Source organism: Ruegeria sp. CK1 (genome assembly GCF_056536545.1).
Window position 1 is genome coordinate 468,235 of sequence record NZ_JBQFPX010000002.1, and the last position, 26,811, is coordinate 495,045.

The window sequence follows — 26,811 nt, forward strand, 5'->3', positions numbered from 1 at the left end:
CCTGTTTTCCTTTGTCTCTCCAAGAGCCCTTGGTCTCTCGCTTGCGTTCCTAGCCGTTAATCGTCGGCTGTGCCCTTTTCCAATTCCATAACCAACCGCGTCTCAAGAACCTGTCCGCTTTTGTAGAGGATCGGATAGGCGATGGCCGCGATGTGACCATGCAGGTCCCGCATGGCCCGCAACGTCTCAAGATGCAGATCGCTGGAACGGAAACTTTCCGTTTGCCCACGTTCCAGGCGTTTAAGGTGCGCCTTTCGGCTTTGGCGGGACAATCGTTTAACCTCGGCCTTGTCCAATACCAGTCGCCGGGCACAATCTACGTCATCGACAAGCAGCACGTGGCGCGCCAACGAAAAGCTTTCCAAAATAGTCGCGTGTAGATCTATCAGCTCTTTCCAGCCCTGCGTTGAAAATTCGGTTCGTTCTGTGTGTTTGATCTGCGCCGTACGGGTCATGCGGTTCGAGACTACATCGCCTGCTGCCTCTAAACGGATGGCGTATTCCACCAGTTCCCGCGCGGCTTTTACATGCGCTTTGCTCATATTCTGGCGCGGCATCCGAGCGACAAAGCGGCGGATTTCAGTGAGTTGCGCGTTCACCCTTTCATCCTGCTGCCACAGAGCCGAGATAGCGTCGCTATCGTCCTGCTCGTATATATCCAGCACCGGGCGGAACATACGTTCGACCTGAGTGACCATCTGCAACAGTTCATGCCGGACTGAAGACATCGCCACCTTCGCCCCAGACGCACTAGGATCGCCAAGCGGGCTCAGCGCGTCCGAGAACTGGTCCATCACGCTTGTCTGGGCCTTGGGTTCGGGCAACAGAACGCTCATTGGTCGTTCCAAAGCGTTCACAAAACCGGTCGCCAGAACAAAGACGACCAGGTTGAACCCAATATGTGCCAAAATCAGCGACTGCCCTGCTCCGGCCACCATCAGCGCCTCGTGCACACCGGTAACATTGACCGCAATCAGCATCACTAACGCAGCGCTGCCCCTCAGCAGAAGATTGGCCAGCGGTATACGTCGTGCCGTGACAGTCAAATCGCGTGTCAGCCAAATCGGAATGAACGCTGACCCCAAGTTGGCACCTAACACCAGCGACAGGCCAGCAGCAAAAGGGATCGCGCCGATCTGCACCAACGTCACGCACATCAGGATTGTCGCGACCGAGCTGTGCATGACAAAGGCCAGCACCGCACCGATAATAAAGGCACTGAAATAGTCGCTTTCTAGATACCCAGCAATGGCCGGTAAAAACGCGCTTTCTCGGATCGGATCTACGGCTTCGCGCAGAAATTGAAGTGAAATCAGAATGAAAGCGATACCAAGTACAATCCGGCCGACCAGCCGCACGTTGGCCCGCTCTGACTTTAGGTAGAGCCATCCGCCAAGCGCCAACAGCACCGGCTGCAACCAGCCCAAGTCATAGGACAGTACCTGAATGACCAAAGCCGCGCCAAGGTCAGCACCCAGAACTCCGGCCAACGCGAGGCCAAAGCCCACCATCCCCGCCGCCGCAAAGCCAGTGAGTAGAACCGTCACAGCTGCTGAGCTTTGCAAAATCGTTGCCAGTACCATACCGGCACAACCCGCCACGAAAGTGTTAGAGTGGCGTGTCAGGATCGATTGAAACAGTGCGCCAAAGCGCCGTTCAATGCCGGTTCGAACAAGTCTTACGGCAAAAAGCAGCAACATGGTTGCCGCGAATATCTCAATCAAAAAGCCTGCGATTGCCATCTGATCACACCTCGCAAATCCGGATCGCGCAATCGCGCGTCCAGAGCTTCAATTTCTGTTTCAGAGGTGAGGCTAGCATTCGCAGTGTGTTTCCGTTGGTCCAATACCGGCACGCGACAAAGGCCGCGCGCCGGAATCGCGTGCAGTTAGCCGTAGCGATAAGGCCGTCCGGCCTTCAGCATCTCAGCGTTGTAGCGTTTGAAGATGTCGACAACTTTTGCCTTTGTTTCCGACTCCGCTGCGATCTCATCCCAGAATTTGACGGCAGCTTCTTCAACCGTTGCCCATTCCTCGTCTGGGATTGTGGTCAACTGCAACTTAGTGCCGTTCACACGCAGGTTGGCTTCACCACCCCAATACCACCACTGACGATAGTAATGAGATTGATCACAACAGACTTTGAACAGGGTCTGCAGGTCCTCAGGCAGTTCGTTCCAGCGATCCATATTCGCAAAGAAGTGGCCAGCCCACGCACCGGAGATGTTGTTGGTCAGGAAATAGTTGGTCACATCTGCCCAGCCGACTGTGTAGTCCTCGGTGATACCGGACCACGCGATGCCGTCCAACTCGCCGGTTTGTACCGCGACCTCGATGTCTTCCCACGGCAGAGTGACGGGCACCACGCCGAACTGGCTTAGGAAGCGGCCCGCCGTTGGGAAGGTGAAGATGCGCTTGCCCTTCATATCCTCTAGCGAATTGATCGGGTCCTTGGTCGCAAAATGGCACGGATCCCATGCCCCGGCGCTAATGTGTTTGACACCAACCTTGGAATATTCTTCGTCCCAGATTTCGTTAAGGCCCCACTGATTGAACAGCACAGGCACGTCCAACGAATAGCGCGACGCAAATGGGAAATAGCCGCCAAACACGGTGACTTCGGTCGGAGACGCCATCGAGTCATCGTCCGACTGCACAGCGTCAATGGTACCCTTCTGCATAGCGCGGAACAGCTCACCCGTCGGAACAAGCTGATCAGCGTAGAACAGCTCGATCTGCATCCGATCGCCGGCAATTTGGTTGAACATTTTGATGGCCGGATCGATCACATGCTCAGCCAGTGCAGGACCAGCATAGGTCTGCATGCGCCACGTGATCGTGCTCTGCGCCAATGCGGGCGCGGCGAGTGGTGCGGCGGCAAAGCCAACCCCGGCGGTTTGTAAGAACTTACGTCTTGTCGTCATGTTAATTTCCTCTCCGTTGAAGTTACCCGTGCCCATTGGTCGGGCATTCTTGTTAATTCCCATATACATAGCCGGGCAGCCAAAGTGCTATTTCCGGAAATGCCATTATTATGATCAAGGCCAGAACCATCACGCCAACAAAGGGAACGATCGAACGGTAAATGTCCTTCAAACCAATCTCAGGCGGTGCCATCGCCCGCATTAGGAACAAGTTATAACCGAATGGCGGGGTCATATAAGCGATCTGCGTCGTGATCGTGTACAACACCCCATACCAGATCAGATCGAACCCCAAGGCACCGACCAACGGCACGTAAAGTGGCGCTACGATGACCAGCATCGCTGTGTCGTCCAGAAAAGTACCCATGACGATAAAGCTGAGTTGCATCAGGATCAGGATCATCCAGGGCGACAGGCCCAACTGCTGGGTGAACAGGTTCTCGATCGCTTTCACAGCGCCCAAGCCATCGAACACCGCGCCGAAGCCCAGCGCCGCAAGAATAATCCACATGAACATGCACGAAATCGCCAGCGTCTGTTTGGTGCAATCCTCAAAGATTTTCCATGTCATCCGCCGTTTAACGACCGAGACAACCAAAGCAGTCAAAGCCCCAATCGCTGAGCTTTCCACCAACGAGGTCCAACCATTCACAAATGGCACCATCATCGCGGCGAAGATAATCAACGGCAGCACCCCTGCCCCAAGCAGCCGGATTTTCTCGGACCACGGAACCTCGTGCGCGTCTTCCATTGCCGGGCCGAGATGCGGCTGAATACGACAGCGAATCCAGATATAAAGGATGAAAAGTCCGGCCATCAGCAGCCCAGGAACGATGCCAGCCAGCCACAACTGCCCGACAGGTTGCCGCGCGATCATTGCGTAAAGCACCAGCACCACCGAAGGCGGCACGAGGATACCCAGACTGGACCCCGCTTGAATGACCCCGGTGACCATGGTCTTGTCATAACCACGCCGCAGAAGTTCAGGCAACGCAATCGTCGCGCCAATCGCCATTCCTGCCACGCTGAGGCCATTCATGGCTGACACCAGCACCATCAGGCCAATCGTCCCTATCGCCAGCCCGCCATTCACCGGCCCCATCCACACATGGAACATCCTGTAGAGGTCATCGGCCAGCCGACTTTCAGACAGCACATAACCCATGAAGATGAACATCGGCAGCGTCAGCAGCGGGTACCATTTCATTAACTTCATTGCGGCCGAGAACGTAATGTCTTGCCCGCCAGTGCCCCATAGCGCCAAGGCGGCAATGGTTGCCACTGCGCCGATCGCACCAAAGACGCGCTGCCCGGTGAACAGCATCAGCATCATCAATGCAAACATGAAGATGGCGATAAATTCCTGGCTCATGCCCGTGCCACCCCGATCTCCTGCCCCTTGATCCGGGCTATGTCTTTGAAAAATTCCGATATCGCCTGCAGCAGCATCAGGAAGAAGCCAAACACCATGATGGCTTTGACCGGCCAAATATAAGGGCGCCAAGCCGTGGATGAGCGCTCTAGTCGCCCGATCTCTTCACTGCCGGTGATCAGGCCAATGAAATAGGACAACGGCTCATCGCCCCAATAGCCAAGGCTGTAGGCGGTCGAGCCAAGGCCTCCGTAAAACAAGACACCCAAATAGAGGATCAGCAACATGACGGTGAACGCGTCGAACCAGGCTTTCTTGTGCGGGCTCCAATTGTGGTAGAACAGATCCATCCGAACATTTGACCCCAATTGGATCGAATACGGCCCACCCACAATGTAATAGGTCACCATTGCGAACTGCGCCATTTCCAACGTCCATAACGACGGTAGGAAGAACGTCTTTGAGATCGAAGACCAAAGCAGGATCCCCATCATCACAAACAGACCCCACATCATTACCCGGCCGATCCGGTAATTTACCGCATCGACAATCCTTACATATGCCGCCATGGCTCGGATCACGTTGCACCTCTGTCTGGAAAGTCGATCAGAGACCGGTTGATCCAGGGCACCAGATGTTCGGCCATCGCACGTTGCTGTTCGGGCGTTAGGATCAAGTCATTGCGCACTTCAATCATTACGTTCGGCAACTGGTTCGCATATCCCTGCGCGTCCAGAGTATGGGTCACCCCATCGGCAGATGAATAGGGCTCGTTCAGACGCGTCACAAACGGCAAATCCTCGGGTGCCGCTTCCAACATCGCCTTGGCAAACCGATCATCGCGCCCATGCAGAATACCCAATTCAACTTCCCTCTGATCGCCATGAAAAATCGGAGTGAAACTGTGCATTGTCACCATAAGCTTCAGCGACGGACGATGCCGGGCAATTTGTCCCGACAGAGCGTTTGCGAACGGGATATAGATATTATCTACCCGTGCTTGCCGCTCTTCCTGTGTCATCAAAGCGTTTGCGGGAATTTCATACTCCTCGCTTTTTACGGGCATGGCCCCTTTAGCTTCGGGCGGACGGTTGCAGTCATAAACCAGCCGCGACACTCCGCCATGGACCAGTGGCGCGGACATAAGAGATGCCATCTGTTGCGCCACGCCCAGCGCGCCGGGATCCCAGGCGATGTGGCTTTTCCGCGCCTCGGCTGTCAGCCCCATATCGCCGAGAAAATCAGGGATACGTTTCGAGGCGTGCTCACACACCATCAACACCGAAGGCGCGCCATCCGCATTTTCCGTATGAACAACAGTTCCGAAGTCCAATGTGCCGCCCTGCGATTCCGTGAAAATTGTCTGCGAAAAAAATCCCACACGAAGCATTCACCTGTCAATAATTTTCCTGTATAAATTTCACCAGACCGGATCGCGCTGAAAAATTTTTAACACCAGCGCCTAGATTCTATGCAGGAGGACCCATCGGTGCGGGTAACGGACAGGCTGATGGCCCATCGGGACGAAATGACCCCATCTGAAAGGCAGCTGATCAGTGTGTTGCTGGACGACTACCCAATGGCGGGCCTAGGAACTATTACCGAACTCGCCAGCGCCGCTTCGGTTTCGACGACCACTGTGGCGCGGATGTTGCAAAAGACGGGCTTCGAAGGCTACCCGCAGTTCCAAGCGGCCCTACGCGGTGAAGTGAAAGAAATGATCTCGGGGCCCATCGCCAAGCGCGATGTCTGGCAGAACGATTTGCCCGAAGAACACATCCTGAACCGCTATTCCCAGCAGGCGCTGGCAAATCAAAAACGCACGATTGATGAAGTCGATCCCGCAGAGTTCGACAGTTTCTGTGGCCTGCTCAGTAACCCTGACCGGCGTATCTTCATCACCGGGGGACGCATCACCGGCACGTTGGCGCAATACCTTTACTTGCATCTGCAGATGATCCGCCCAGATGTCCGGCTTCTCCCATTTGCGGCCTCATGGACACATGATCTGCTGGATGTGCGCAAAGGAGACGTGCTGATCGCGCTGGATGTACGGCGCTACGAGAACTCAACCATGTTGATTGGCCAATTGTGTCAGGAGCGCGAGGCCGAGGTCGTGCTGCTTACCGACCAATGGCGTTCGCCCATTCACCGGCTAGCAAAACATACGTTTGCTGCACGCATCGCTGTACCATCCGCGTGGGACTCAATGGCCGCAATTTTGATGCTCATGGAATGCGTGATCGCCGAGGTTCAAGAACGCCTGTGGGATTCGGTTAAAGAGCGCACAGACGAGCTGGAACAGGCTTTCGACCGTACCAAGCTGTTCCGGAAATTTGGACAAAGCTCAGGCTCTTAAAAGCAACACGGTACAACTGACCGTGAGGAGTGTTGCCAGCACGACGGCGCACAGTCACTTTGGGGTCATGAGTTTTGTGACCGAGAACCAACTGCCGCTACTGATCCTGTTCTTTGTGGCAGGATCAATTGGAACTGCTTTTCTGTTCCGTAAACCTGCAGGACACAGGGCTTGGAAACTTGCCGATCTGGTCTGGGTCGTTCTCGGCGGCATCGGCGCGCTGGTCGCAGTTCTGGCCGGGCTATACACGTCAGACAGTTCGCGTTTGGATCGTCAAATTGACGTAGCCTATGCCGCGACACTGGCTTTTGACCGGGACGCGGCACGGTTCAGGCTGCGTTTCTGTGACCCCGCATATGATCCGGACACAAAAGTGCTGTGCGACAAGGTGGAATTTCTGTCTGCATCAACCGCCAGCAATGCCGATTTGCCGCTGTTCATTGCCGTAACGAACGAGGTCGCCCCATTGCAAGGGTTGCACTTCCTGTTCGGACGACAGGCAAAAGAAGAACAAGACGAGTTACGCGCAATGGCCGCCAAAGCTGATGCATTCAGCATTGATCAGTTTCTGGTGTTCACCACTCTGGACGACGAAACTCAGGCTGCAATCGACAACATGCGTCGCAAGGTTCCAGCAATCGCCGGAGATTACCTGATCCTGGCCCAAAGCTATGATGATCTGGTCGAACAGGTCGGTAAGCTGAAAAACGAATGGGAATACCTGCAAGAGAACGCGCATATTCTGGTGCTGCAAATCGTTGCGCTATGTCTGGTGAGTTTTGCCGCACCGTTCCGTTTGGGTAAATCCGTTGTCGAGCTGCGCACGACCCTTAACGCCGATAAGCCTGCGCAAGCCTCTCCGGATCAGCCCCTAGAAAATACCGAGTTAGAATCCACAGGTTCCGTGCACCCCGACGCAGCCACCCCGCCTGCGCATAGCGGTCCGCACTCGTAACAGCGCGGGTGCCCAACAAGGTAATACTGGGTAAGCGACGCACCAGAGCCACGTCCTCCATCAATGATTGGTCCGGATAGCCCCCGGCTTTTTGATACACGCGGCGCGGCATCAAAAGCCCCTGATCACCATAGGGCAATCCAAATATCCGGCTACGAAGGTTGGCCCAAGCTGCGACCCAAGCTGGTCCGAAACCTTTTGAATTGAAGGCCAAATGAAAGGCGGCCGGTCGCCCTGTGGCAAGATGCTTTGCAACCTCTTTGCTCCACCCATCCTGCAAAACGGAATCTGCATGCAAGACCAACAGCCAATCTCCCTTTGCGGCTGCACATCCACGTCGCAGCTGACCACCGCGTGACGGCGCACCACAGACGATCTCAGCCCCGGCCTCATCCGCGATTTCAAGTGTCGGATCAGTAGACCCACCATCGGTGACGATAAGCTCGCGGATCATCCCCGTGTGGAGACCTTCCATAAGAGATGGCAGACACTTTGACAAAGCTTCGCCCGCGTTCAGTGTCGGTATGACGATGCTGATCGGTGCTGACAATGCGGATACCCTCTGGTCTTGGCGGCGCGAACTCCTATATCACGGAGCCAAGGGAAAAGACGAGGACCGCCCCATGCCCAATCGCCGTATTCTGCGCCTGAGTGGCTCGGACACTGACAGCTTTCTTCAAGGGCTGGTGACAAATGATATTGCCGGTCTGGATGATGGGTTGGTTTACGCGGCCTTGCTTACCCCTCAGGGAAAGTACCTGGCAGATTTCTTTCTAAAACGTGACGGCGACGCAATCTTGCTGGATGTCGCCGAGGAGATCGCTGACGGCTTCGTCAAACGGTTGAGCATGTATAAACTGCGCGCCGATGTTGCGATTGAAGACAGCGGCCTGAACCTGCAACGTGGTACTGGTCCGGCACCTGATGGCGCCCTGCCCGACCCGCGCCACCCGTATATGGGTTGGCGGGCTTATTCCACTGAGGCCGAAGCGGATGACGGCACCGACTGGGACGCCATCCGTGTGCAGCACTGCATTCCGGAAACCGGTGTCGAGTTGACACCCGACAGCTATCTCCTTGAATCCGGTTTCGAGGCCCTGAACGGCGTTGATTTCAAAAAGGGTTGCTACGTCGGGCAGGAAGTCACTGCCCGCATGAAACACAAAACCGAGCTGCGAAAAGGGCTGCGCACAGTCCTAGTCGATGGCTCCGCCCCAGTTGGAACAGAAATCACATCTGGCGGAAAACCAGCGGGTACTTTGTTCACTCAGTCGAATGGCCGAGGGATCGCATATCTGCGTTTTGACCGCGCGCGCGGAGACATGCAGGCTGCGGAAGCCAATGTGACACTGGAACCATAATATGTTGCCAATCCAGCACGGCTGCTCTTTGATTAACCACCGCACTGTTTGAACCGAACTTGCTGCGCTGCCACAGTGCGACGAGTTCAATTAACGGATGCGCCAATGCTTCAGTTATACCGCGCGATCTGGCGGGCCAGCGCCGGACGGCAGATTATCCTTATTGTTTTATCCATCGCTATCGCAGCCCTCGCCGCGGTGCCTTTGGAGTTCCAACGCGATATCATCAACCATTTGACCTCGGACGACGTAACGACCGAGCGACTGGTTTACCTTGGTACAGGCATGATGTCTGTCATTCTTCTGAGCCTCGCCCTGAAATGGCTGTTAGGCTTTCGCGCCAGTACGTTAGGAGAGGACATGATCCGCCTGATCCGCCAACGCCTGTTGGTGCGGGCGTCTGATGTAGGCGACACAGGCGAGTCGGTAAAGAAAGGGACTATGACAACCGCTGTTTCGGCCGAGGCAGAGGAATTAGGAAAATTCGCGGGCGGAGCCTTTTCAGATCCGGTCGTACAGATCGGAACGCTGATCAGCGTGATCGGCTATATCTCGTCAACTCAGCCGGGGTTGGGCATGATCGCCCTTTCGATGATTTTGCCGCAAATTATCATCGTGCTGGTATCCCAGCGCAAAGTGAACGTTTTCGTAGCTGAGCGTGTGCGCATACTGCGGAATGCGACCGATAAGCTCACGATCGAGGATATCGATGCAGTCGCGCGTGATGTCGAAGCCCAGTTTGACGACATCTACAACACGCGCCGCCGGATGTTTCTGTGGAAACTGTCTACGAAGTTCCTGTTGAGCGCAATCAACGGCGCGGGAACGGTTGGAGTGCTGATGCTTGGCGGTTACTTGGTTCTCAACGGGAAAACGGATGTCGGGACAGTCGTGGCCGCCACCAGCGGATTGGGGCGCATTCAAGGCCCCACTGCCTTTTTGATCGCGTTTTACCGGCAAGTCAGCGCCAACCGCATCAAATACGAACTGATGCTTGAATTGTTCGGCCCTAACCCGGAACGCTATCGGCACGTGAAACGTCGGCACTAAAAAAAGACCGCGCGGCCTTCACCGCCGCGGTCCCAAAACGTTGTCGGCGAACCTAGGCTTATGCGCGCTCGGAATACTCCATGGTTTCTGTGTTCACCACTATCATCTCATCCTGACCGATGAAGGGTGGCACCATGACCTTGACGCCATTATCAAGAAGGGCGGGTTTGAACGAGTTCGCTGCTGTTTGGCCTTTGACCACCGGCTCTGTCTCGACAATCTTGCATGTCACCTTCTGCGGCAGAGTCGCGTTCAACGCTTCGCTTTCGTAAAACTCGACCACGATGGTCATGCCGTCCTGCAAAAACGGCCGGCGTTCGCCCAGCAGATCTGAAGGCAGTTCAATCTGTTCGTAGGTCTCAGAATCCATGAACACCAGCATTCCGTCGGATTCGTATAAGAATTGCTGATCCTTCTGTTCCAAACGTACACGCTCAACCTTGTCCGCCGAACGGAAGCGTTCATTTAGCTTAGAGCCGTTGCGCAGGTTGCGCAGCTCGACCTGCGCAAAAGCGCCGCCTTTACCGGGCTTTACGTGGTCAACTTTAACAGCGGCCCACAGCCCGTCGTTATGCTCAAGCACATTGCCGGGGCGAATTTCGTTCCCATTTATCTTGGGCATGACATAAATCCTTCACAAACGGTTGATGCGTCAGTTCCCGTCCCTATATCTGGCGTGACCACACCTGACAAGACAACCAAACTTAGTGCTGCACTTGCAGCAAGCCATGCAAATGACGCAACGCAACTATGCATTTTAGCTGTATCCGAATCGCAACTAATAGGTCATAAGGACCGTCACGCCGAAAATGCAAGAGCAAGAACAACAAGGAAAACGAGATGAGAGATTTCGTTGACGGCACTGCCTTTAACAATGAGCAAGGCAATCGTGCACGCAAACTTTTCGCAGCCGTTGTGTTGGCTGCACTGGATGACGCTATCGCCGATGACAAAAAATACGGCAATGGCCCGGAACAAATCGCCCGTTGGGCACGCTCGCGCGATGGCCGCGAAGTGCTTTCCTGCGCGGGTATCGACCCTAATGAGCGGGTCGTTGGCGGATTGATGGAATTCGTCGGTCGCGGTGTGCGGACTTCGGTCGCATTGTCGCGCGAAGAAAGCGAACGTCGCAACGCCGCTCAGCAAGCTGAAGCCGCCTAAAGCAAGGCGACCTCTGAATGAAAAAGCGCGCTCCCGTTCACCGGGGCGCGCTTTTCTTTTGAGGCGTTAAAAGAACAGCAGCCATTGGCGGACGACCCAAAGCTCAGCCGCCAGCAACAGGGCAAAGAACAGTTTGGCAGGCACAGTCAGGCCCCTGTTCCACAGCACCACGAAAGCCCCTGCGCAAACTGCGACCGAGACAGGTGCCACCCACAGGGCATGGTGCGAACTGTCCCAATAGCTGACCGGGCTGTGAAAGACCCAATCGCTTAATGGCCAGAACTGCGGCCGCCCGTCACCCGCATGCAGTATGAAATCCATCGCCAGATGCAGCACACCTGCTGACGCCATCACTGTCAGAAACCGCCATCCGCGCCATAGCCCAATCAGCAGCGCAAGCCCCCAAAGGAAAAACGAATTGTCGATGGCAAACACTGTTTGCCAGGCGTTCGAGTAATAGAGCTCGTCGAACACTACCTGTGGCGGAATCCCTAGAAGGTAAAGCGACGCCCCGGCCAAGACGTAGAGCGAGACATCGGGCAACAGAGACCCCAGCAACGCAGCCCACAGGATCGGCCCCTGTGCAGGCCGCGCAAAAACGGCGGCACCGATTAAAAGATGCGCGGGTGTGTTCATCGGGGGCTTTTCCTTTGGCCGCAAATCAGGTCATCTGCGCGACAACGTATAGGAGACGGCCATGGTTCGCGCCATCATGATTCAAGGCACCGGCAGTAATGTTGGAAAATCGGTTTTAGTGGCTGGTTTGGCGCGCGCTTATACGCGGCGTGGGCTAAAGGTTGCGCCGTTCAAGCCGCAGAACATGTCAAACAACGCCGCCGTCACCGAAAACGGCGGTGAGATCGGCCGCGCTCAGGCCTTGCAAGCGCGCGGGGCAATGCGCCCTACTCATACAGATATGAATCCGATTCTGCTGAAGCCGGAAACTGACACCGGCGCCCAGATTATTGTCCAAGGGCAGCGCGCAGGCACTATGAAGGCGGGCGACTATCGCAAGGACAAGTCCAAGCTACTTGGCGCCGCTCTCGATAGCTTTGATCGGCTTTGCGGTGACGCAGATCTGGTATTGATCGAAGGCGCCGGAAGCCCGGCTGAAACCAACTTACGAAAAGGCGATATCGCCAATATGGGCTTTGCCTGCGCCGCAGGGGTGCCCGTTGTTTTGGTCGGTGACATCCATCGAGGCGGCGTGATCGCCCAAATCGTGGGCACGCAGGCGGTGCTGGACGCTGGTGATCTCGAGATGATCAAGGGCTTTGCCGTCAACAGATTTAAGGGCGATGTTGCCCTATTCGACGAAGGGCGCGATGATATTTCCGCGCACACCGGCTGGCCCTGCTTGGGCGTAGTGCCTTGGTTTCAGGACGCGTGGAAACTGCCTGCCGAGGATATGATGGATATCCGGTCTCACCGGGGCGGGGCGTGTAAGGTGGTCGTACCGCAACTTGAACGGATGGCCAATTTCGACGACCTCGACCCGCTGTCCGCCGAACCCGGTGTCACGGTCGAGATCATCCCCGCCGGGCGCGCCCTGCCCGGTGATGCCGATCTGGTCCTACTGCCTGGCAGCAAGTCCACTATCGGTGATTTGAAGTACTTCCGGGCGCAGGGTTGGGATATCGACTTATACGCCCATGTCCGGCGCGGTGGTCACGTACTGGGCCTGTGCGGTGGCTATCAAATGCTGGGTAAAACCATCAGCGACCCCGAAGGCGTCGATGGCACCCCAGGCACGGTCGAAGGGCTTGGGCTGCTGGATGTGACCACCGTCATGGCCGGCGACAAAAAGGTTACTCTCCGATCGGCTCGTACCGTTCCAGGCGACGATCCGGTAACAGGGTACGAAATTCATATGGGTCGGACAGAAGGCCGCGATTGCAGCCGTGCTTGGCTTGAGATTGAAGACCGCCCGGAAGGGGCCGCTGACCAAACAGGGCGAATCCTCGGAAGCTATCTTCATGGAATCTTTTCATCAGACGAGTTCCGCGCCCGCTATCTGGAAAAACTGGGTGCGGTATCGGAACTGTCATACGAGGACGGTGTCGAGGATACTCTTAACGCTCTGGCCGATCATTTAGAACAGCACCTGGATCTGGATCAGATCCTGGAACTGGCCCAAGTTCCAAAGCCAATGAAAGTTTAATCCACTTTCTGGTCAGCCAGCGCCCTGTGAATCTCGCGTCTCACCATTTTGCGGACGTTGCGGGTTATGCGCTGGCCCAGCACACCTTGCAACTCTTCCCGCACAACCTGTGCGATCAAGCTGCGCAACATGTCCTCGTCTAAAGTCAACGACGCCGTCTTCACTTGGCTCTCTTCAGCTTTAGGTTCCTCGGCAGAGGATTGCCGAGGGCTTCTGACAAATGTCGCGACAGGGGCAGATTCGAGTTCTTCCTGCACCGGTGCTTTTCTTTCAATTGCCGAATCTGTCGCTGCCGAAGATTTGGATTCGATTAGCGCAAATTCTTCCTCTGCGCCCCAGACCAGCGTCGCGTTTGGGGTTCCTGCGTATTCGTCGTCGCTGTCGCCGTCAGGCTCCCACTGGTCTTCTGTCTTGGCGATTGCAGTTTCCAACGCCTCAATTTTTGCGCTCAGGCTTTCGACCGGATCCTTTTTCGGTGCAGTGTTGGACTGCTGTTCACTGGCGGGGTCTGCGTGCTTAACAATGTCACAAGCCCTTAAAATCATCGGCTTCACCGAGTCCTCTACCCGGTACAACACCTCACCTTCGGGGGAATCTGATGTGGTCTCGACATGCCCGACATCACCAACCCGCAATGCATCGGTCAAAACCAATCTGCTAGGTTTTCGCGCCGTGGTTGTCGAATGCACGCCCTTGGACTTTCGGTCTTCTTCGTTAACCAAGCGCTTGATCGAGGACAGGACGTCCTCGATTCCGGTTCGTACGACTTTATCCGTCATTTTTCTCTACCGCTCTATCCTCAAGAGCAAGTGTAGCCAAACAAGCCGAACCTCACAACAGGTAGTGTTGAACCTTAATCTCGGCGCAACGCTTTGAGGACGCGATCCAGATCCTTGCTTTGCTTGCTGACCTGAGCCGGAGCCTTTTTGACCAAATTGTAGTATAGGGTCGGATCATAAATCTGAACGGCCAATCCCAAACGTTCTGCGGTCAACAAACCCTGCGATTGAAGCAGTTGATACGCGGACCGTGAGCGTTCGACGCGTGACCTTACCTCAGCCAGTTGAGCGTCAAGCAAGTCTTGCTGAGCGTTCAAAACATCCAACGTTGTCCGTGCGCCAAGGGTTGCTTCCTCTCGGATACCGTCAAACGCAACCTGCGAAGCACGAACACGTTCTGTCGAGGCTCTCAGGCTGGCTGAAGCGGCCTGAAACGAGGAGTAGGCGTCTACCACACCCTGAGTGATATCTTTTTGGACATTTAGCAAGTTTGCGCGTGACGCATCCCGTGTGGCCATGGCGCGACGCACACTGGCAGCCAGGCGGCCGCCGGCGTAAATCGGCTGATTGAAGCGCAACGCTATGGTTGCGTCTTCAAGGCTGTCATCATCATCGTATCTTTCACGGATACCTGCATCCGCATTCAGACTAACATTTGGACCCAGATTCGCACGCTGCTGCTGAACCTGCAGATCGAGTGCGCGCACTTCGTGCTGTGCCGACTGAATGGCTGGGTGGTTTCGCTGAGCCAACGCAACAGCCTCAGCTTCGGATCCAGGCAAGTTGGGCAAGCCGGGCAAACCCGCAGTGTTTCCGGGTGCCTTTCCCACGGCGTTCACATATTCCGCCTGAGCTTGGGCCAAAAACCCACGTTCAACCGCCAAATCCGCTTGCGAACTGGCAAGCTGAGCTTCGGAAAGTGCCACATCCGTACGGGTAACTTCACCAACGTCAAATCGATCTTGGGATGCCCGGAGTTCTTCTGCGGAGACTTCGACGTTGTTCCTTCTAATCTGAACTGCTTCTTCTTGCTCCAAAACAAGAAGATATGCGTTGGCAGCACGGAACAGTACCGATTGCTCAACATCCAGCAGAGCTTGCCGCGTCGACAAAACGATTTCCTGCGCCGACTGCTTGCCCAAAACCGAGAAGCCGCCGTCGTAAATCAGTTGGCTCAGCGTTAGGCCAGTGAAAAAATTACTAGGCTCATCTCTAACGACGCCTGCCGCTGTCGACCGACGTGTGTAGTCTTGGCTGACTTCCACTGCCCAGTTGATAATCGGGCGAAGCGCTGACACCGCAATCGCGACATCTTCATCAGCCGCACGTAGCAGTGCCCGGTTCTGTTCTAACAAACCACTTGTATTATAAGCGCCAATAAACGCGTCGGTCAGGTTGTCCGCCCATGCGGTACGACCTGGCAAAGCACTCAGCGCTATACCCGCCGTTAGTGCCATCGCCTTAACAAACTTCGCACTCGTCTTTACACGCATTACGAAATCCTTCTCAAATCAATATTACGCTGCCCTGACCGCAGTTTGCGCGTATGTTTTCAACTAATCAAGGCAGCATTGGAATATGCACAAGAACTATAGCGAAAATGCACACTCTTTGCGAAACGCCTGCAAAATCGGTGCGTTGGCGTTGAACGCGTGGCGCCATGTTACTTTGCCGCCGGATTTGTGTCCAATCCGAACTGTGCCGAGTTCCCCCTCGACGAACAGACAGGCGATGCGCCCGTGATCCTTTAATTGCGCAGTCAATACTTCAGGTACGTGCTCAACCCCACCCTGAACCATGATAACGTCATACGGGCCATGCTCTGTCGCGCCTTGCTGAAGCGGCCCAACATGCACAATCGCATTGTCGGCGTCCGCCTCCATCAGAATTGTCTGCGCCTCGGAAGCCAAATCTTCATCTTCCTCAACTGCGACCACAAGTTGCGCCATACGTGCAGTGACAGCAGTGGAGTAACCCAGCGCTGGGGCAATATCCAAAACGACCTCGTCATTCGAGACATTCAAAACATCCAGCATCTTTGCCAGCGTCCGCGGCTCGAGCAGGTAGCGGCCATTTCCTAGATCAACCACGCCCTCGGCATAGGCCGCCTCGCGCTGACTGTCCGGCACGAAGTTCTCTCTCTGAACGGTTAGCATAGCGTCAATGATAGGAAATTTCGTGACATCCGAAGGTCGAACTTGTGTGTCAACCATAGTGCGGCGTCGGGTTGCGAAATCTGTCATTGGATCGCTCACTGTAAGTCCCAAGTATGCTTGGCTTGTGCCATATCCAGACCAAACCAGCAACGGCTCTCAAGCGGAAAGTTCTACTGTATCGTAAGAACTTGGAATGTCATTGCACCGCACACTAAATACGGAGGATGGTTTTTTACGCCCTACCCACTGGACGCCCCAAAAGAAAGGTGTTAAAACGCCTGCCACACCACGGCAAGTATTTGATATTACTTGAAAAGGCGAGTTGGCGGAGTGGTGACGCAGCGGATTGCAAATCCGTGTACACCGGTTCGATTCCGGTACTCGCCTCCACTTGTTTTCAGTTGGTTAACTGATAATAGCGAGCAGTAATTTGTCCAACCATGGGGCCGCCATGGGGCCGCAAGCGGGATTTCTTATCCAAAACCAGAAGATATGTAACGCGATTGACCTGTTTGGTTTCTTGAGAGTGAGCGCAAATCGAGTTCGCCCGAGGACCACTTCAGCGCACCGAAAGCACACCAACAACGGCATGCTGTCGCCCGTTGAATCCAAAATAGGACAGCAGAAACTGACCACGGCAGGTGTCTAGGAAACTAGGGGCACTTCATCCGGCTACTACGACACTAAGCTCCATGTTGCCGAGAAAAGCAGAGGCGTAAGGCAAAGGCATGTCCGAAGAAGAAGCTAAAAAAGAGGAGCGACAACCCACACCAGGCATCGACTACGTTGTCACGCGAGAGCAGCTTGACCTTTTGGACGTAAACCAGTCACTCGCAGAGGTCGGCAGTGTGGAGTGTTTTGAAGTCAACCGTTGCGTAACTGACCTTGATGGTGAGCGCCCAGAAGAACAGTTGCCTGCGATCCGACTGCTGTCTGGTTTGACCAGCTATCATTTCGTCCCTGGACATCCGACCGAGCCGTTCAAGCCAATGTGGACAATGGGTGATCGTCGCTCGCCTGTGCCAACAGACCTCCTTCAAGAGCAGATAGACGTAATCGCGGATTTCGCACCAACTGTTACCCACTTGGGACTGCGTGCACGACTATGCGACGTTTCGTGGTTCATGCAGCGAAGGCGTCGCGAGATGGCAGAACTCGCAATTGCCGCTTACTGCGATCTGGTCGAGGCGGTGCGTGCAGATAGAGCGACATTCTCTTTTGAGAACGGTTCGGCTTGGGGCATCGGATCAAAGAATGCCTTGGTACGAGCGGCTCGCATTTCGCAAGCTACACGCTGGGAGTTACCTGTTTCGCAACGCCTCCGTGACCTAGTAGCTGAGTTGGTAGCTACTGCATATGATGACCGATGTGATGATGATTTCTGGCGCATCGCCGAAGTAGACCTAGACCATGAGATCACGCCGCCCACGGAAGTGGCCGCTATGGCAGAAGCCCTCGTTGACGATGAGCGATTGAAAAACAGCCCCGATGCCCGACTCAGTTTGTGGCAACTCGCTGCGCGTGGATACCGACGTGCCCGAGACGAGGAGAATGCCAACCGATGCATGGTAGCCTCAGCGGAATGTCACGTTCAGAAGGCTGACCTTGCAGGCTCACCGATGCTCGAAGCGGCATTTCTTCAAGATGCGATACAAGCTCTTCGCAATTACCCCAACACACGAGAACGTCGTGAGGAACTAAGTACACGACTGCGCGATGTCCAACCCGGCATCCGAGACGAGATGGGGCAGTTTTCGACTGAGATCGACTTAACCAAAATCGTCGAACACTCGGTCGCAGTCGTTCGTGGTCATTCCTGGCCTGTGGCATTGTTGTCGCTAGTGCTTTGCGACCAGCCTCCAACCCCGGAGGAAATCAGGCAAACTGCGAACGAACATGCGCAGGAGTTTCCATTGCAAGGTATTATGCCAATGCAAGTGCACGACTTTCAGGGTCGAGTCGTATTCCGCGCTCCGGGCATGGGCGGCGATGACGCGGCACAAAAAGATCAACTGCGGTACCTGATGGCTTTCCATCGCGGACATTCTCGACAAGTGACTGTGGCCGGCGCGATCAATCCGATCAGACGAACGATAGCATCTGAGCACTTGGTATCCAGCGACACAGTCTTGGAACTGCTGCGTGACAGCCCTTTCATTCCGGCGGGGCACGAATACATTTTTGCTCGCGCAATCTGCCACTTTCTCGCTGGCGAGGACGTCGAAGCGGTTTCCCTTCTTACGCCACAACTCGAAAACTCACTACGCCACCTCCTTGCACTCAATGGGTACGACACTACGACCGCCGACGCGGATGGGATTCAAACAGAAGCTTCGTTGTCTATTCTGCTGAACGCTGGCCGGCCTTGGCGTAGGCTACTGGAAGAAATTATTCCACCGCGCTACGTTAATGAAATTGACTTGCTGTTCTGTTTTTCGGGTGGGCCGTCCGTCCGAAATCAAGTAGCTCACGGCAAAGTCCCAACAGGCGGTTTTTGGAATCACGATTTTGTCTATGCCACCTGGCTCATTATCCATCTGGCAATACTTCCAATGGCGGGGCGATGGGGCAACGTTGAGGAGATCTTCGCCCGTGTTACCGGCCTCTACAGAGATTCGGATGTTCAGCATGAGGCTGAGCAGTAGCTACCGCTTTTTTGGGGCCGCTGGTCGGTACAACAAATGCCTAAGGGCGTTTTGTCGATTCTCCGACCGTTGCGCGGGTACTGGGTTTGCGGAAGAAAATCGTCTACTCGTTTGAAGAATCAGTGTTTCCGACCAAGAGTATCCAATATGACAGGTAACGCCTCGCAGTTGAAATCCGCCCTATGGGAGGCCGCCAATACGCTGCGCGGCTCGGCCGTTGATAGAACGGACTGGAAGGGCTACATCCTGCCACTTCTGTTCTTCAAACGCATCTCCGATGTTTGGGATGAAGAAACCGCCGAGGCTCAGGAGATCTATGGCGAAACCGATCCCTCGCTGTTCCCCGAGATTCACCGCTTCGTCGTTCCCGAAGGTTGTCACTGGAATGAAGTTCGAGAGACTGCAACGAATGTCGGGGCCGCGCTTCATCGCGCGATGCAGGAGATCGAGCGGGCCAACCCCGACACGCTATTCCGCGTCTTCGGCACCGCCGACTGGGGCAACAAGGAGAAATTCTCGGATGAATTGCTCAAGGATCTGATCGAGGGGTTTTCTGACATTGGGCTCGGCAACAAGACGGTCAGCACTGATGTTCTCGGCGACGCCTACGAATACTTGATTGGAAAATTCGCCGACGTGACCCGTCGCAACAAGGCCGGCGAGTTCTATACCCCGCGCAGCGTCGTGCGTATGATGGTCGAGGTACTCGATCCCCTGGAAGGCGAGAGCATTTATGACCCCGCCTGTGGAACGGGCGGCATGCTGCTCGGCGCGATCGAGCACGTCATGCGCAACGGCGGTGATCCGCGGACATTCTATGGCAAAATCTATGGTCAGGAGAAGAACCTCACCACCTCCGCCATCGCGCGCATGAACTTGGTGCTGCACGGGATCGAGGACTTCCAGATCGCCCGCGAAGACACGCTTCGCAGCCCCGCTTTCACGGATTCGAGTACCTGCGGCATCGCAACATTCGATTGCGTCATCGCGAACCCGCCATTCTCGCTGAAGGAATGGGGGCGCGAGCTATGGGAGACCGACCCGTGGGGCCGGGCACAGTACGGCATCCCTCCCGAGAGCTACGGCGACTATGCCTTTGTCCAGCACATGATCTCGTCGATGGCGCCGACCGGAAACAGTCGCATGGCCGTCGTCCTGCCTCAGGGCGCCCTGTTCCGAAAGTCGGCCGAGGGGACCATCCGTCAGGCGCTGCTCGAGAACGACATGATCGAGGCCATCATCGGCCTAGCCCCGAACCTGTTCTATGGCACACAACTCGCCGGCTGTGTGGTCGTGCTCCGGCGGAAGAAGCCGGTAGAGCGCAAGAACAAGGTCCTGATCATCGACGCGTCGAGCCTGTTCCGCAAAGGCCGCGCACAGAACTTCCTCGACCAGGAACACAGCGACCAGATTGTCGCCTGGTATCGCGCCTTCGAGGATGTCGAGGATCGCGCAAAGGTCGCCACGATCGACGAGATCAAGAAGGAAGGCTGGACGCTCAACATCTCCCGGTACGTGCTGCCGCCCATCGGCGAGGACATCCCTCCGTTGCCTGAGGCCGTCGATGCCTTCAAAACCGCTCTTGCAGATGCGCGTGCGGCCGAAGATCACCTGCGCAAGGTGCTGACAGAGGGAGGTTGGCTGTAAATGTTTCATGTTGGCTTCGGATCAGCAAATCGAGAGGCACAGATCCGCAAGATCGCTGCCACGGATCGAACCACGGCCCTCATTTTAGCCGCGGTTCACTTCGAATGGATGCTGAAACGCGCAATACTGAAGTTGGGCCAGAGTCCCACCAAGGATTTGCGAGAACAGCTCGAAGGCGTGTTTAGAATGCAAAAGACGAACGGCCGCGACGGCTACAAGGAAGTCTGGGAACGTGAGGTTGCAAGCCGTTTCAAGAACTCGGCACTCGGCACTGTCCTCGGAAAGCTCAATCAAATTCAACGCAAAGCGCTTGATATGCGCGGCAAGGTAATCCACGGCAATGGCACGGTCAGCAACGCGAGTGCTGACGAAGCGATTGAACTGTTCCTTGGCGCCGGCATCAAGCTCCGGGACTTTGCGAGTAAGCATGGTGTGGATCTCGATGCGCGTCTAAAGTCTCGGCATAAGCGTAAGGTCAGTCAGACATGACCGCACAACTCTCCCAACGCGAACTCGAAGGCTATCTCTGGGGCGCGGCGACGCTTCTCCGTGGCCTCGTCGATGCCAGCGACTACAAGCAGTACATATTTCCGCTCATGTTCTTCAAACGCCTATCCGACGTCTGGGACGAGGACTACCAAGAGGCGCTGGACGAGACCGGCGACGAGGGCTACGCGACAGCCACCGCCAACGACCGCTTCGTCATCCCCGAAAGCGCACACTGGAATGACGTACGCAGTGCGCCGAAGGATGTCGGGCGGGCACTGCTCTCAGCCTTCCTAGCCATCGAGGCCGCGAACTCCGAGCGGCTGCAAGGCGTCTTCGGCAACGCCCCCTGGACCGACAAGGGCCAGATGCCCGACGCCACGCTCAAGAACCTGACCGAGCACTTCTCGAAGCATGATCTGACGCTTGCCGCCGTGCCCGAGGACGAACTTGGCAACGGCTACGAATACCTAATCAAGAAGTTCGCCGATGACAGCGGCCACACCGCGCAGGAGTTCTACACCAACCGCACGCTGGTCCACCTCATGGCGAAGATTCTGGAGCCAAAATCGGGCGAGAGCATCTATGACCCGACTTGCGGCACCGGTGGCATGCTGATCTCGTGCCTGGCCGAGGTGAAGCGGCGCGGCGGCGATACGCGCACCATGGGCCTTTATGGGCAGGAGCTAATCACCATCACCGCCGCCATCGCTCGGATGAACCTCGTCATCCACGGCGTGTCGGACTTCCAGATCTCCAGCGGAAACACGCTGGCCACCCCCGCCTTTGCGGAAGGCGACGCGCTGCGCACCTTCGACGTGGTCCTCGCCAATCCGCCGTACTCCATCAAGAAATGGAACCGCGGCGCGTGGGAGAAGGATGTCTGGGGGCGCAACTTCCTCGGCACCCCGCCACAGGGACGTGCGGACTACGCCTTCTTCCAGCACATCCTGCAAAGCATGGACCCCGAGACCGGGCGCTGCGCGATCCTGTTCCCGCATGGCGTGCTCTTCCGCAACGAAGAGGCCGAGATGCGGCGCAAGCTGATCGAGGCCGATCTGGTGGAATGCGTGCTCGGGCTCGGGCCGGGGCTGTTCTACAACTCGCCGATGGAGGCCTGCGTCATCATCTGCCGGAGCCGCAAACCGGCCGAGAGGCAGGGACGCATTCTGTTCATCGACGCGGTGGCCGAGATCGCTCGCGAGCGGGCGCAAAGCTTTCTGCGCGATGCGCATCAGGAACGCATCCTGGCGGCCTACCAGGCGTTTGAGGACGAACCCGGTTTCGCCGCCGTGGTCAGCACGGGCGACGTGCAGGCGGCGGAGGGAAACCTGTCCATCGCTCGCTATGTGAAGAAGCAGAAGCCCGCCGTGGCCAAGAAGGACGTCGTTTCGCTGGCTCTGGCCTGGGGCAACTTCGATGCCGAGGGACGGGAGTTCTGGATTGGCATGGATGGGCTGGTCGACATGCTCGACGGGCTTGCACCGGCGGAGGATACCGATGCTTGAACAGGTGATCTCTAAAAAGGCCGATTGGACGCGTGTGGCGTTTGGCGACGTGGTGCGGCTGTCCAAGCAGCGCGCGAAAGACCCGGAAGCCGAGGGCTATGAGCGCGTTGTCGGGCTGGAGCATATTGACCCCGGTTACCCGAGTGTTCGCCGCTGGGCTGACATCGCCGATGGAACGTCCTTCACTACTGTCTTTCAACCTGGGCAGGTTCTTTTCGGCAAACGTCGCGCTTACCTGCGGAAGGTTGCCGTGGCAGATTTCTCTGGCGTCTGTTCCAGCGACATCTACGTACTTGAGGTATCTGGCGACGCGCTTTTGCCAGAACTTCTACCCTTCATCTGCCAGACAGAGGCTTTCTTTGACCATGCGGTCCGAACGTCGGACGGGTCACTTTCCCCGCGCACAAACTGGAAGAGCCTTGCAAGCTTTGAGTTTCTGCTGCCACCTCTTCAAGAACAGGCGCGATTGGTTGAAATACTGCGAGCTGTTGAAAACAGCTACTCGAGTCTTGTGCGCCTCTCCATTGAAACTGAGAAAACAGTACTCGCCTACGGAGCAGAATTCCTGGGAAAAACCATTCATTCCGATGGCCTAGAGATCGGAGACTTCTCGTTCGAGGATATCAACAAGATCGAAGTAAGGAAGGATGAAGAATACCGCGTCGCAGGTGTCTTCAACAAAGGCGCTGGTCTTTATGAAAGTGAGATCATGCCTGGCTCAAAGACACGCTACAAACAGCTTCACATTCTTCAACATAATCAGATCGTGATGCGAAAGCTAACGGCTTGGGAAGGCTCGATTGCGATCGTTCCGAATGATTTCGAAGGCTCGGTTGTAAGTCCAGAGTTCCCGACCCTGTCACTGGATACAACCCGGGTTAATCCTGAATATTTGACTTGGCTTTTCCGGCAACCTCCGTTCTGGAGGGAGATGAAAGCGCATTGTCGCGGCACAGCTGTTCGGCGCTCGCGATTGCATCAACGCGACCTAATGAAAATCCGGATTATTTTGCCGGACATGAGCACACAGAGACGAGTAGTTTCAGAACTGGGCCGGTTAAATGAGGCGGCAAAAGAATCCAATCGGCGTGCGTCAGAGGTTAGGTCGATTCTAAACACAGTTCTTTCCAGTTCCCTGTCTGGAGAGGTTGCTTCCGACAATGACCTTTAACGAAGCCAACACCGTCGAAGCCTTCATCCGGGATCGCCTCGCAGGCAATATCGTTCCGGCCACCGTCGCGCCCGGCCTCACCCGGCAGGGTGGAGCGATCTCCGGCCTCGGCTGGCATTTCGTCGGCCCCGCCGACCTGCCACGCCAGGCGCAGGAAGCGCTGGTCGAGCCCTATCTGCGCGACGCCCTGATCCGCCTGAACCCCGACATCGCCGCCAATCCGTCCCGCGTGGACGACGTGCTCTACCGCCTGCGCGCCATCGTCATGAGCGCGCGCTCGGACGGGCTGGTGAAGGCCAACGAGGAATTCGCCGCCTGGATGCACGGCGAACGCTCAATGCCCTTCGGCGCGGACGGCCAGCATGTCACCATCCGCCTGATCGACTTCGACGACATCCAGCAGAACAGCTTCGTCGTCACCCAGCAGTTCACCTTCCGAGCCGGAAAGACCGAGAAGCGCGCCGATCTGGTACTGCTAGTCAACGGTCTGCCGCTTGTCCTGATCGAGGCCAAGACACCGGTCCGCTCCAGCCAGAGCTGGCTCGATGGCGCGCTCCAGGTCCACGACGACTACGAACAGAACGTTCCGGAGCTGTTCGTGTCGAACGTCTTTTCGGTCGCCACCGAGGGGAAGGAATTCCGCTACGGCTCTGTCCGAATGCCCGTCGATCTCTGGGGCCCGTGGCGGACGGATGATGACGTTCTGCAATCGATGGGTGAGGTCGAGAAGGCCGTCACCGACATGCTGCGTCCGGCAATGGTGCTGGACCTGCTCGCCAACTTTACAGCTTTCGCCACGCAGAAGGGCAAGCAGCGCATCAAGATCATTGCCCGCTACCAGCAGGTCGAAGGCGTCAACAGGATCGTCGAGCGAGTCGTCGCCGGACAGGTGCGCAAGGGCCTGATCTGGCACTTCCAGGGCTCCGGCAAGTCGCTGTTGATGCTGTTCGCCTCAAAGAAGCTGCGCCTGCATCCGGCGCTGAAGAACCCAACGGTGCTGGTGGTTGTTGACCGCATTGACCTAGACAGCCAAATAGCCGGTACGTTTTACGCCGCTGACATGGCCAACTTGGTTCGCACCGACAGCCGCAAGGAACTGTCCGACCTGCTGGCCAAGGATGTTCGCAAGGTCGTTATAACCACGATCCATAAGTTTGCCGAAGCGGACGGTGTTCTGAACGACCGCGACAACATCATCGTCATGGTAGATGAGGCGCACCGTACACAGGAAGGAGACCTTGGTCGCAAGATGCGCGAGGCGCTGCCAAACGCGTTTCTGTTCGGTCTAACCGGGACACCGATCAACCGTGCCAACCGCAACACATTCTACGCCTTCGGGGCTGAGATCGACCAGAACGGCTATATGAGCCGCTACGGGCTAGACGACTCTATCCGTGACGGAGCCACCAAGGAGCTGCACTTCGAGCCGCGACTGGTAGACCTGCATATCGGCCAACAGGCAATCGAGGAAGCCTATGCCGAGTTGACCCAAGGTCTTACCGACGAAGACAAGGACAAGCTCGGCCGCGCCGCCGCGAAGATGTCTATCCTAGTGAAGGCGCCTGAGCGCATTAGTGCGATCTGCGCCGACATCGCACAGCACTTTCAGGCAAAGGTCCACCCGAACAGCTTTGGCGCTCAGGTGGTAACCTTCGACCGCGAGAGCTGCCTTCTTTACAAGACGGAACTCGACAAGCACCTGCCGCCGGAAACCTCTGACATCGTCATCTCAGTTAACAGCGGCGAGCCGGAATACGCGGCCTACAAGCGGGACCGGGATGCTGAAGAAAAGCTACTCGACCGCTTCCGCGACCCAAAGGACCCACTCAAGATCATCGTCGTCACGTCAAAGTTGCTGACCGGGTTCGATGCTCCGATCCTACAGACGATGTACCTGGACAAACCGCTGCGCGACCACACGCTGCTGCAGGCGATCTGCCGCACAAACCGCCCCTATAGCGAGCAGAAGACCCACGGCCTGATCGTCGACTACCTTGGGATCTTCGACGACGTCGCGCAGGCGCTGAAGTTCGATGAGAAAGGTGTCCAGAAGGCTGTTTCGAACATCGCCGAGCTGGCTGCGATGCTGCCATCGGCAATTCAGAAGTGCCTGGAGTACTTCGCCGGTGTCGACCGCACACTCACCGGCTACGAGGGCCTGATCGCTGCACAGGATTGCCTACCGAACGACGAACGCCGTGACGCCTTCGCATCGGATTTCAGCGTGCTGAACCGCATCTGGGAGGCGTTGTCGCCGGACCCGATCCTGACGCCCCACGAGAAGGATTATCGCTGGCTAGCGCAGGTCTACGAGTCGCTGAAGCCATCAACGGGGACCGGGCGGCTGCTCTGGCACCGGCTGGGCGCCAAGACGATCGAGCTGATCCACGAAAACGTCCACGTCGATGCAGTGCGTGACGATCTCGACACGCTAGTGATGGATGCAGACTTGCTCGAGGCCGTCCTTGGCAACCCTGACCCCGAGAGGAAAGCCAAAGAAATTTCAGTCAAGTTGACAGGCAGGCTACGCAAGCATGCTGGGAACCCGACATACAAAGCGCTAGCCGAACGCCTAGAAGACCTTAAAAACCGCCACCAGCAAGGGTTATTGCTCAGCATCGACTTCCTGAAAGAGCTGCTCGCGCTCGCCAAGGACGTCGTGATGATGGAGCGCGAGACCCCGGTCAAAGAAGAGATGGACCGCGGCAAGGCAGCGCTCACCGAACTCTTCGAGGAGGCGAAGACCGGAGAAACGCCGATCATGGTAAAGCGAGTCGTGGACGACATCGACGAGATCGTCCGGGCCGTGCGCTTTGATGGTTGGCAGGCCACCCATGCAGGCGAGCGTGAGGTGAAGAAGGCGCTCAGGCAGACCCTCTTCAAGTACAAGCTCCACCAGGACGCAGAGATGTTTGAGCGTGCTTACGGCTACATCCGAGAGCATTATTGAGCAGTATCAATCTATGAAATCAAACTGGGTTGCGCGACAGCAGCAACTGTATGGCTGTTGAGTGTCGCGATGCTCGCCTTACCACAGCAACGCAGGAACCGAAGGTCCGCAGCCTCCTACTAAGGTT

Annotated in this window: 22 protein-coding genes and 1 tRNA gene; 12 read left to right on the forward strand and 11 right to left on the reverse strand. The window is 56.3% G+C overall.

The window, feature by feature from the left end:
* Positions 1 to 56: 56 nt before the first annotated feature.
* The 5 genes from ACR0L3_RS08895 to ACR0L3_RS08915 form a co-directional block, all read right to left on the reverse strand.
* Positions 57 to 1,742 carry a Na/Pi cotransporter family protein gene (locus ACR0L3_RS08895; protein WP_480745345.1) on the reverse strand — a complete coding sequence of 562 codons (1,686 nt, stop codon included), beginning with the start codon at positions 1,740 to 1,742 and terminating at the stop codon, positions 57 to 59.
* Between the two features lie 146 nt (positions 1,743 to 1,888).
* A complete protein-coding gene (locus tag ACR0L3_RS08900; protein WP_480745346.1) occupies positions 1,889 to 2,923 on the reverse strand; it encodes a TRAP transporter substrate-binding protein in 1,035 nt (344 codons plus the stop codon).
* 52 nt (positions 2,924 to 2,975) lie between these two features.
* Positions 2,976 to 4,295: a TRAP transporter large permease gene (locus ACR0L3_RS08905; protein WP_480745347.1), complete on the reverse strand. Its 1,320-nt coding sequence runs from the start codon at positions 4,293 to 4,295 to the stop codon at positions 2,976 to 2,978.
* Positions 4,292 to 4,876, reverse strand: a complete 585-nt coding sequence (locus ACR0L3_RS08910) for a TRAP transporter small permease subunit (protein WP_480745348.1) — start codon at positions 4,874 to 4,876, stop codon at positions 4,292 to 4,294. Before ACR0L3_RS08910 ends, ACR0L3_RS08905 begins: the two co-directional genes overlap by 4 nt.
* The gene (locus ACR0L3_RS08915; protein WP_480745349.1) at positions 4,873 to 5,676 is read right to left on the reverse strand and encodes an N-formylglutamate amidohydrolase; all 804 of its coding nucleotides are present in this window, start codon (positions 5,674 to 5,676) and stop codon (positions 4,873 to 4,875) included. The genes ACR0L3_RS08910 and ACR0L3_RS08915 overlap by 4 nt, the downstream gene beginning before the upstream one ends.
* Positions 5,677 to 5,805: 129 nt before the next feature.
* On the opposite strand from ACR0L3_RS08915, the gene ACR0L3_RS08920 reads away from it, so the two are divergent.
* Positions 5,806 to 6,654 (forward strand): MurR/RpiR family transcriptional regulator, encoded by an 849-nt coding sequence (locus ACR0L3_RS08920; protein WP_480745350.1) that lies wholly within the window; start codon positions 5,806 to 5,808, stop codon positions 6,652 to 6,654.
* Positions 6,655 to 7,484: 830 nt separating this feature from the next.
* Here the strand turns inward: ACR0L3_RS08920 and ACR0L3_RS08925 are convergent.
* Positions 7,485 to 8,159 carry a TIGR04283 family arsenosugar biosynthesis glycosyltransferase gene (locus ACR0L3_RS08925; protein ID WP_480745351.1) on the reverse strand — a complete coding sequence of 225 codons (675 nt, stop codon included), beginning with the start codon at positions 8,157 to 8,159 and terminating at the stop codon, positions 7,485 to 7,487.
* A gap of 73 nt (positions 8,160 to 8,232) precedes the next feature.
* On the opposite strand from ACR0L3_RS08925, the gene ygfZ reads away from it, so the two are divergent.
* Together ygfZ and ACR0L3_RS08935 are read left to right on the forward strand one after the other, a co-directional pair.
* Positions 8,233 to 8,970: a CAF17-like 4Fe-4S cluster assembly/insertion protein YgfZ gene (gene ygfZ / locus ACR0L3_RS08930; protein ID WP_480745352.1), complete on the forward strand. Its 738-nt coding sequence runs from the start codon at positions 8,233 to 8,235 to the stop codon at positions 8,968 to 8,970.
* 105 nt (positions 8,971 to 9,075) lie between these two features.
* Positions 9,076 to 10,020 (forward strand): ABC transporter transmembrane domain-containing protein, encoded by a 945-nt coding sequence (locus tag ACR0L3_RS08935; RefSeq protein WP_480745353.1) that lies wholly within the window; start codon positions 9,076 to 9,078, stop codon positions 10,018 to 10,020.
* A gap of 58 nt (positions 10,021 to 10,078) precedes the next feature.
* Here ACR0L3_RS08935 and efp read toward each other — a convergent pair whose 3' ends face one another.
* The gene (efp, locus tag ACR0L3_RS08940; RefSeq protein WP_480745354.1) at positions 10,079 to 10,642 is read right to left on the reverse strand and encodes an elongation factor P; all 564 of its coding nucleotides are present in this window, start codon (positions 10,640 to 10,642) and stop codon (positions 10,079 to 10,081) included.
* Between the two features lie 218 nt (positions 10,643 to 10,860).
* Here efp and ACR0L3_RS08945 point away from each other — a divergent pair, with 218 nt between their 5' ends.
* Positions 10,861 to 11,181 (forward strand): DUF6280 family protein, encoded by a 321-nt coding sequence (locus ACR0L3_RS08945; protein ID WP_008757056.1) that lies wholly within the window; start codon positions 10,861 to 10,863, stop codon positions 11,179 to 11,181.
* Positions 11,182 to 11,247: 66 nt separating this feature from the next.
* Here ACR0L3_RS08945 and ACR0L3_RS08950 read toward each other — a convergent pair whose 3' ends face one another.
* Positions 11,248 to 11,817, reverse strand: coding sequence for a cobalamin biosynthesis protein CobQ (locus ACR0L3_RS08950; protein ID WP_480745355.1), 570 nt, complete (start codon positions 11,815 to 11,817; stop codon positions 11,248 to 11,250).
* 61 nt (positions 11,818 to 11,878) lie between these two features.
* Here ACR0L3_RS08950 and ACR0L3_RS08955 point away from each other — a divergent pair, with 61 nt between their 5' ends.
* Positions 11,879 to 13,342, forward strand: a complete 1,464-nt coding sequence (locus tag ACR0L3_RS08955; protein WP_480745356.1) for a cobyric acid synthase — start codon at positions 11,879 to 11,881, stop codon at positions 13,340 to 13,342.
* Here the strand turns inward: ACR0L3_RS08955 and ACR0L3_RS08960 are convergent.
* The 3 genes from ACR0L3_RS08960 to ACR0L3_RS08970 all read right to left on the reverse strand — a co-directional run bounded on the left by ACR0L3_RS08960 (position 13,339) and on the right by ACR0L3_RS08970 (position 16,364).
* Positions 13,339 to 14,121 carry a hypothetical protein gene (locus tag ACR0L3_RS08960; RefSeq protein WP_480745357.1) on the reverse strand — a complete coding sequence of 261 codons (783 nt, stop codon included), beginning with the start codon at positions 14,119 to 14,121 and terminating at the stop codon, positions 13,339 to 13,341. The genes ACR0L3_RS08955 and ACR0L3_RS08960 overlap by 4 nt on opposite strands.
* A 74-nt stretch (positions 14,122 to 14,195) precedes the next feature.
* The gene (locus ACR0L3_RS08965; protein WP_480745358.1) at positions 14,196 to 15,614 is read right to left on the reverse strand and encodes a TolC family outer membrane protein; all 1,419 of its coding nucleotides are present in this window, start codon (positions 15,612 to 15,614) and stop codon (positions 14,196 to 14,198) included.
* 96 nt (positions 15,615 to 15,710) lie between these two features.
* Positions 15,711 to 16,364, reverse strand: coding sequence for a protein-L-isoaspartate O-methyltransferase family protein (locus ACR0L3_RS08970; RefSeq protein WP_480745359.1), 654 nt, complete (start codon positions 16,362 to 16,364; stop codon positions 15,711 to 15,713).
* Positions 16,365 to 16,593: 229 nt separating this feature from the next.
* On the opposite strand from ACR0L3_RS08970, the gene ACR0L3_RS08975 reads away from it, so the two are divergent.
* From ACR0L3_RS08975 to ACR0L3_RS09005, 7 genes are all read left to right on the forward strand, one after another.
* Positions 16,594 to 16,667 (forward strand) — tRNA-Cys (locus ACR0L3_RS08975).
* A 338-nt stretch (positions 16,668 to 17,005) separates the two neighbouring features.
* A complete protein-coding gene (locus ACR0L3_RS08980; protein WP_480745360.1) occupies positions 17,006 to 18,922 on the forward strand; it encodes a DUF7380 domain-containing protein in 1,917 nt (638 codons plus the stop codon).
* Between the two features lie 147 nt (positions 18,923 to 19,069).
* The gene (locus tag ACR0L3_RS08985; RefSeq protein ID WP_480745361.1) at positions 19,070 to 20,569 is read left to right on the forward strand and encodes a type I restriction-modification system subunit M; all 1,500 of its coding nucleotides are present in this window, start codon (positions 19,070 to 19,072) and stop codon (positions 20,567 to 20,569) included.
* Positions 20,570 to 21,058 (forward strand): hypothetical protein, encoded by a 489-nt coding sequence (locus tag ACR0L3_RS08990; RefSeq protein WP_480745362.1) that lies wholly within the window; start codon positions 20,570 to 20,572, stop codon positions 21,056 to 21,058.
* The gene (locus tag ACR0L3_RS08995; protein WP_480745363.1) at positions 21,055 to 22,563 is read left to right on the forward strand and encodes a type I restriction-modification system subunit M; all 1,509 of its coding nucleotides are present in this window, start codon (positions 21,055 to 21,057) and stop codon (positions 22,561 to 22,563) included. Before ACR0L3_RS08990 ends, ACR0L3_RS08995 begins: the two co-directional genes overlap by 4 nt.
* Positions 22,556 to 23,734, forward strand: a complete 1,179-nt coding sequence (locus ACR0L3_RS09000; protein WP_480745364.1) for a restriction endonuclease subunit S — start codon at positions 22,556 to 22,558, stop codon at positions 23,732 to 23,734. Before ACR0L3_RS08995 ends, ACR0L3_RS09000 begins: the two co-directional genes overlap by 8 nt.
* Positions 23,724 to 26,684 (forward strand): type I restriction endonuclease subunit R, encoded by a 2,961-nt coding sequence (locus ACR0L3_RS09005; RefSeq protein ID WP_480745365.1) that lies wholly within the window; start codon positions 23,724 to 23,726, stop codon positions 26,682 to 26,684. Before ACR0L3_RS09000 ends, ACR0L3_RS09005 begins: the two co-directional genes overlap by 11 nt.
* Positions 26,685 to 26,811: the final 127 nt, after the last annotated feature.

Coding starts and splice junctions, on each gene's coding strand:
- ACR0L3_RS08980 (WP_480745360.1), top strand. CDS start 17,006: ATGTCCGAAGAAGAAGCTAAAAAAGAGGAGCGACAACCCACACCAGGC.
- ACR0L3_RS08950 (WP_480745355.1), bottom strand. CDS start 11,817: ATGAACACACCCGCGCATCTTTTAATCGGTGCCGCCGTTTTTGCGCGG.
- ACR0L3_RS08985 (WP_480745361.1), top strand. CDS start 19,070: ATGACAGGTAACGCCTCGCAGTTGAAATCCGCCCTATGGGAGGCCGCC.
- ACR0L3_RS08960 (WP_480745357.1), bottom strand. CDS start 14,121: ATGACGGATAAAGTCGTACGAACCGGAATCGAGGACGTCCTGTCCTCG.
- ACR0L3_RS08945 (WP_008757056.1), top strand. CDS start 10,861: ATGAGAGATTTCGTTGACGGCACTGCCTTTAACAATGAGCAAGGCAAT.
- ACR0L3_RS08920 (WP_480745350.1), top strand. CDS start 5,806: ATGGCCCATCGGGACGAAATGACCCCATCTGAAAGGCAGCTGATCAGT.
- ACR0L3_RS08935 (WP_480745353.1), top strand. CDS start 9,076: ATGCTTCAGTTATACCGCGCGATCTGGCGGGCCAGCGCCGGACGGCAG.
- ACR0L3_RS08905 (WP_480745347.1), bottom strand. CDS start 4,295: ATGAGCCAGGAATTTATCGCCATCTTCATGTTTGCATTGATGATGCTG.
- efp (WP_480745354.1), bottom strand. CDS start 10,642: ATGCCCAAGATAAATGGGAACGAAATTCGCCCCGGCAATGTGCTTGAG.
- ACR0L3_RS08900 (WP_480745346.1), bottom strand. CDS start 2,923: ATGACGACAAGACGTAAGTTCTTACAAACCGCCGGGGTTGGCTTTGCC.
- ACR0L3_RS08895 (WP_480745345.1), bottom strand. CDS start 1,742: ATGGCAATCGCAGGCTTTTTGATTGAGATATTCGCGGCAACCATGTTG.
- ACR0L3_RS08965 (WP_480745358.1), bottom strand. CDS start 15,614: ATGCGTGTAAAGACGAGTGCGAAGTTTGTTAAGGCGATGGCACTAACG.
- ACR0L3_RS09000 (WP_480745364.1), top strand. CDS start 22,556: ATGCTTGAACAGGTGATCTCTAAAAAGGCCGATTGGACGCGTGTGGCG.
- ACR0L3_RS08995 (WP_480745363.1), top strand. CDS start 21,055: ATGACCGCACAACTCTCCCAACGCGAACTCGAAGGCTATCTCTGGGGC.
- ACR0L3_RS08990 (WP_480745362.1), top strand. CDS start 20,570: ATGTTTCATGTTGGCTTCGGATCAGCAAATCGAGAGGCACAGATCCGC.
- ACR0L3_RS08970 (WP_480745359.1), bottom strand. CDS start 16,364: ATGACAGATTTCGCAACCCGACGCCGCACTATGGTTGACACACAAGTT.
- ACR0L3_RS08955 (WP_480745356.1), top strand. CDS start 11,879: ATGGTTCGCGCCATCATGATTCAAGGCACCGGCAGTAATGTTGGAAAA.
- ygfZ (WP_480745352.1), top strand. CDS start 8,233: ATGCCCAATCGCCGTATTCTGCGCCTGAGTGGCTCGGACACTGACAGC.
- ACR0L3_RS09005 (WP_480745365.1), top strand. CDS start 23,724: ATGACCTTTAACGAAGCCAACACCGTCGAAGCCTTCATCCGGGATCGC.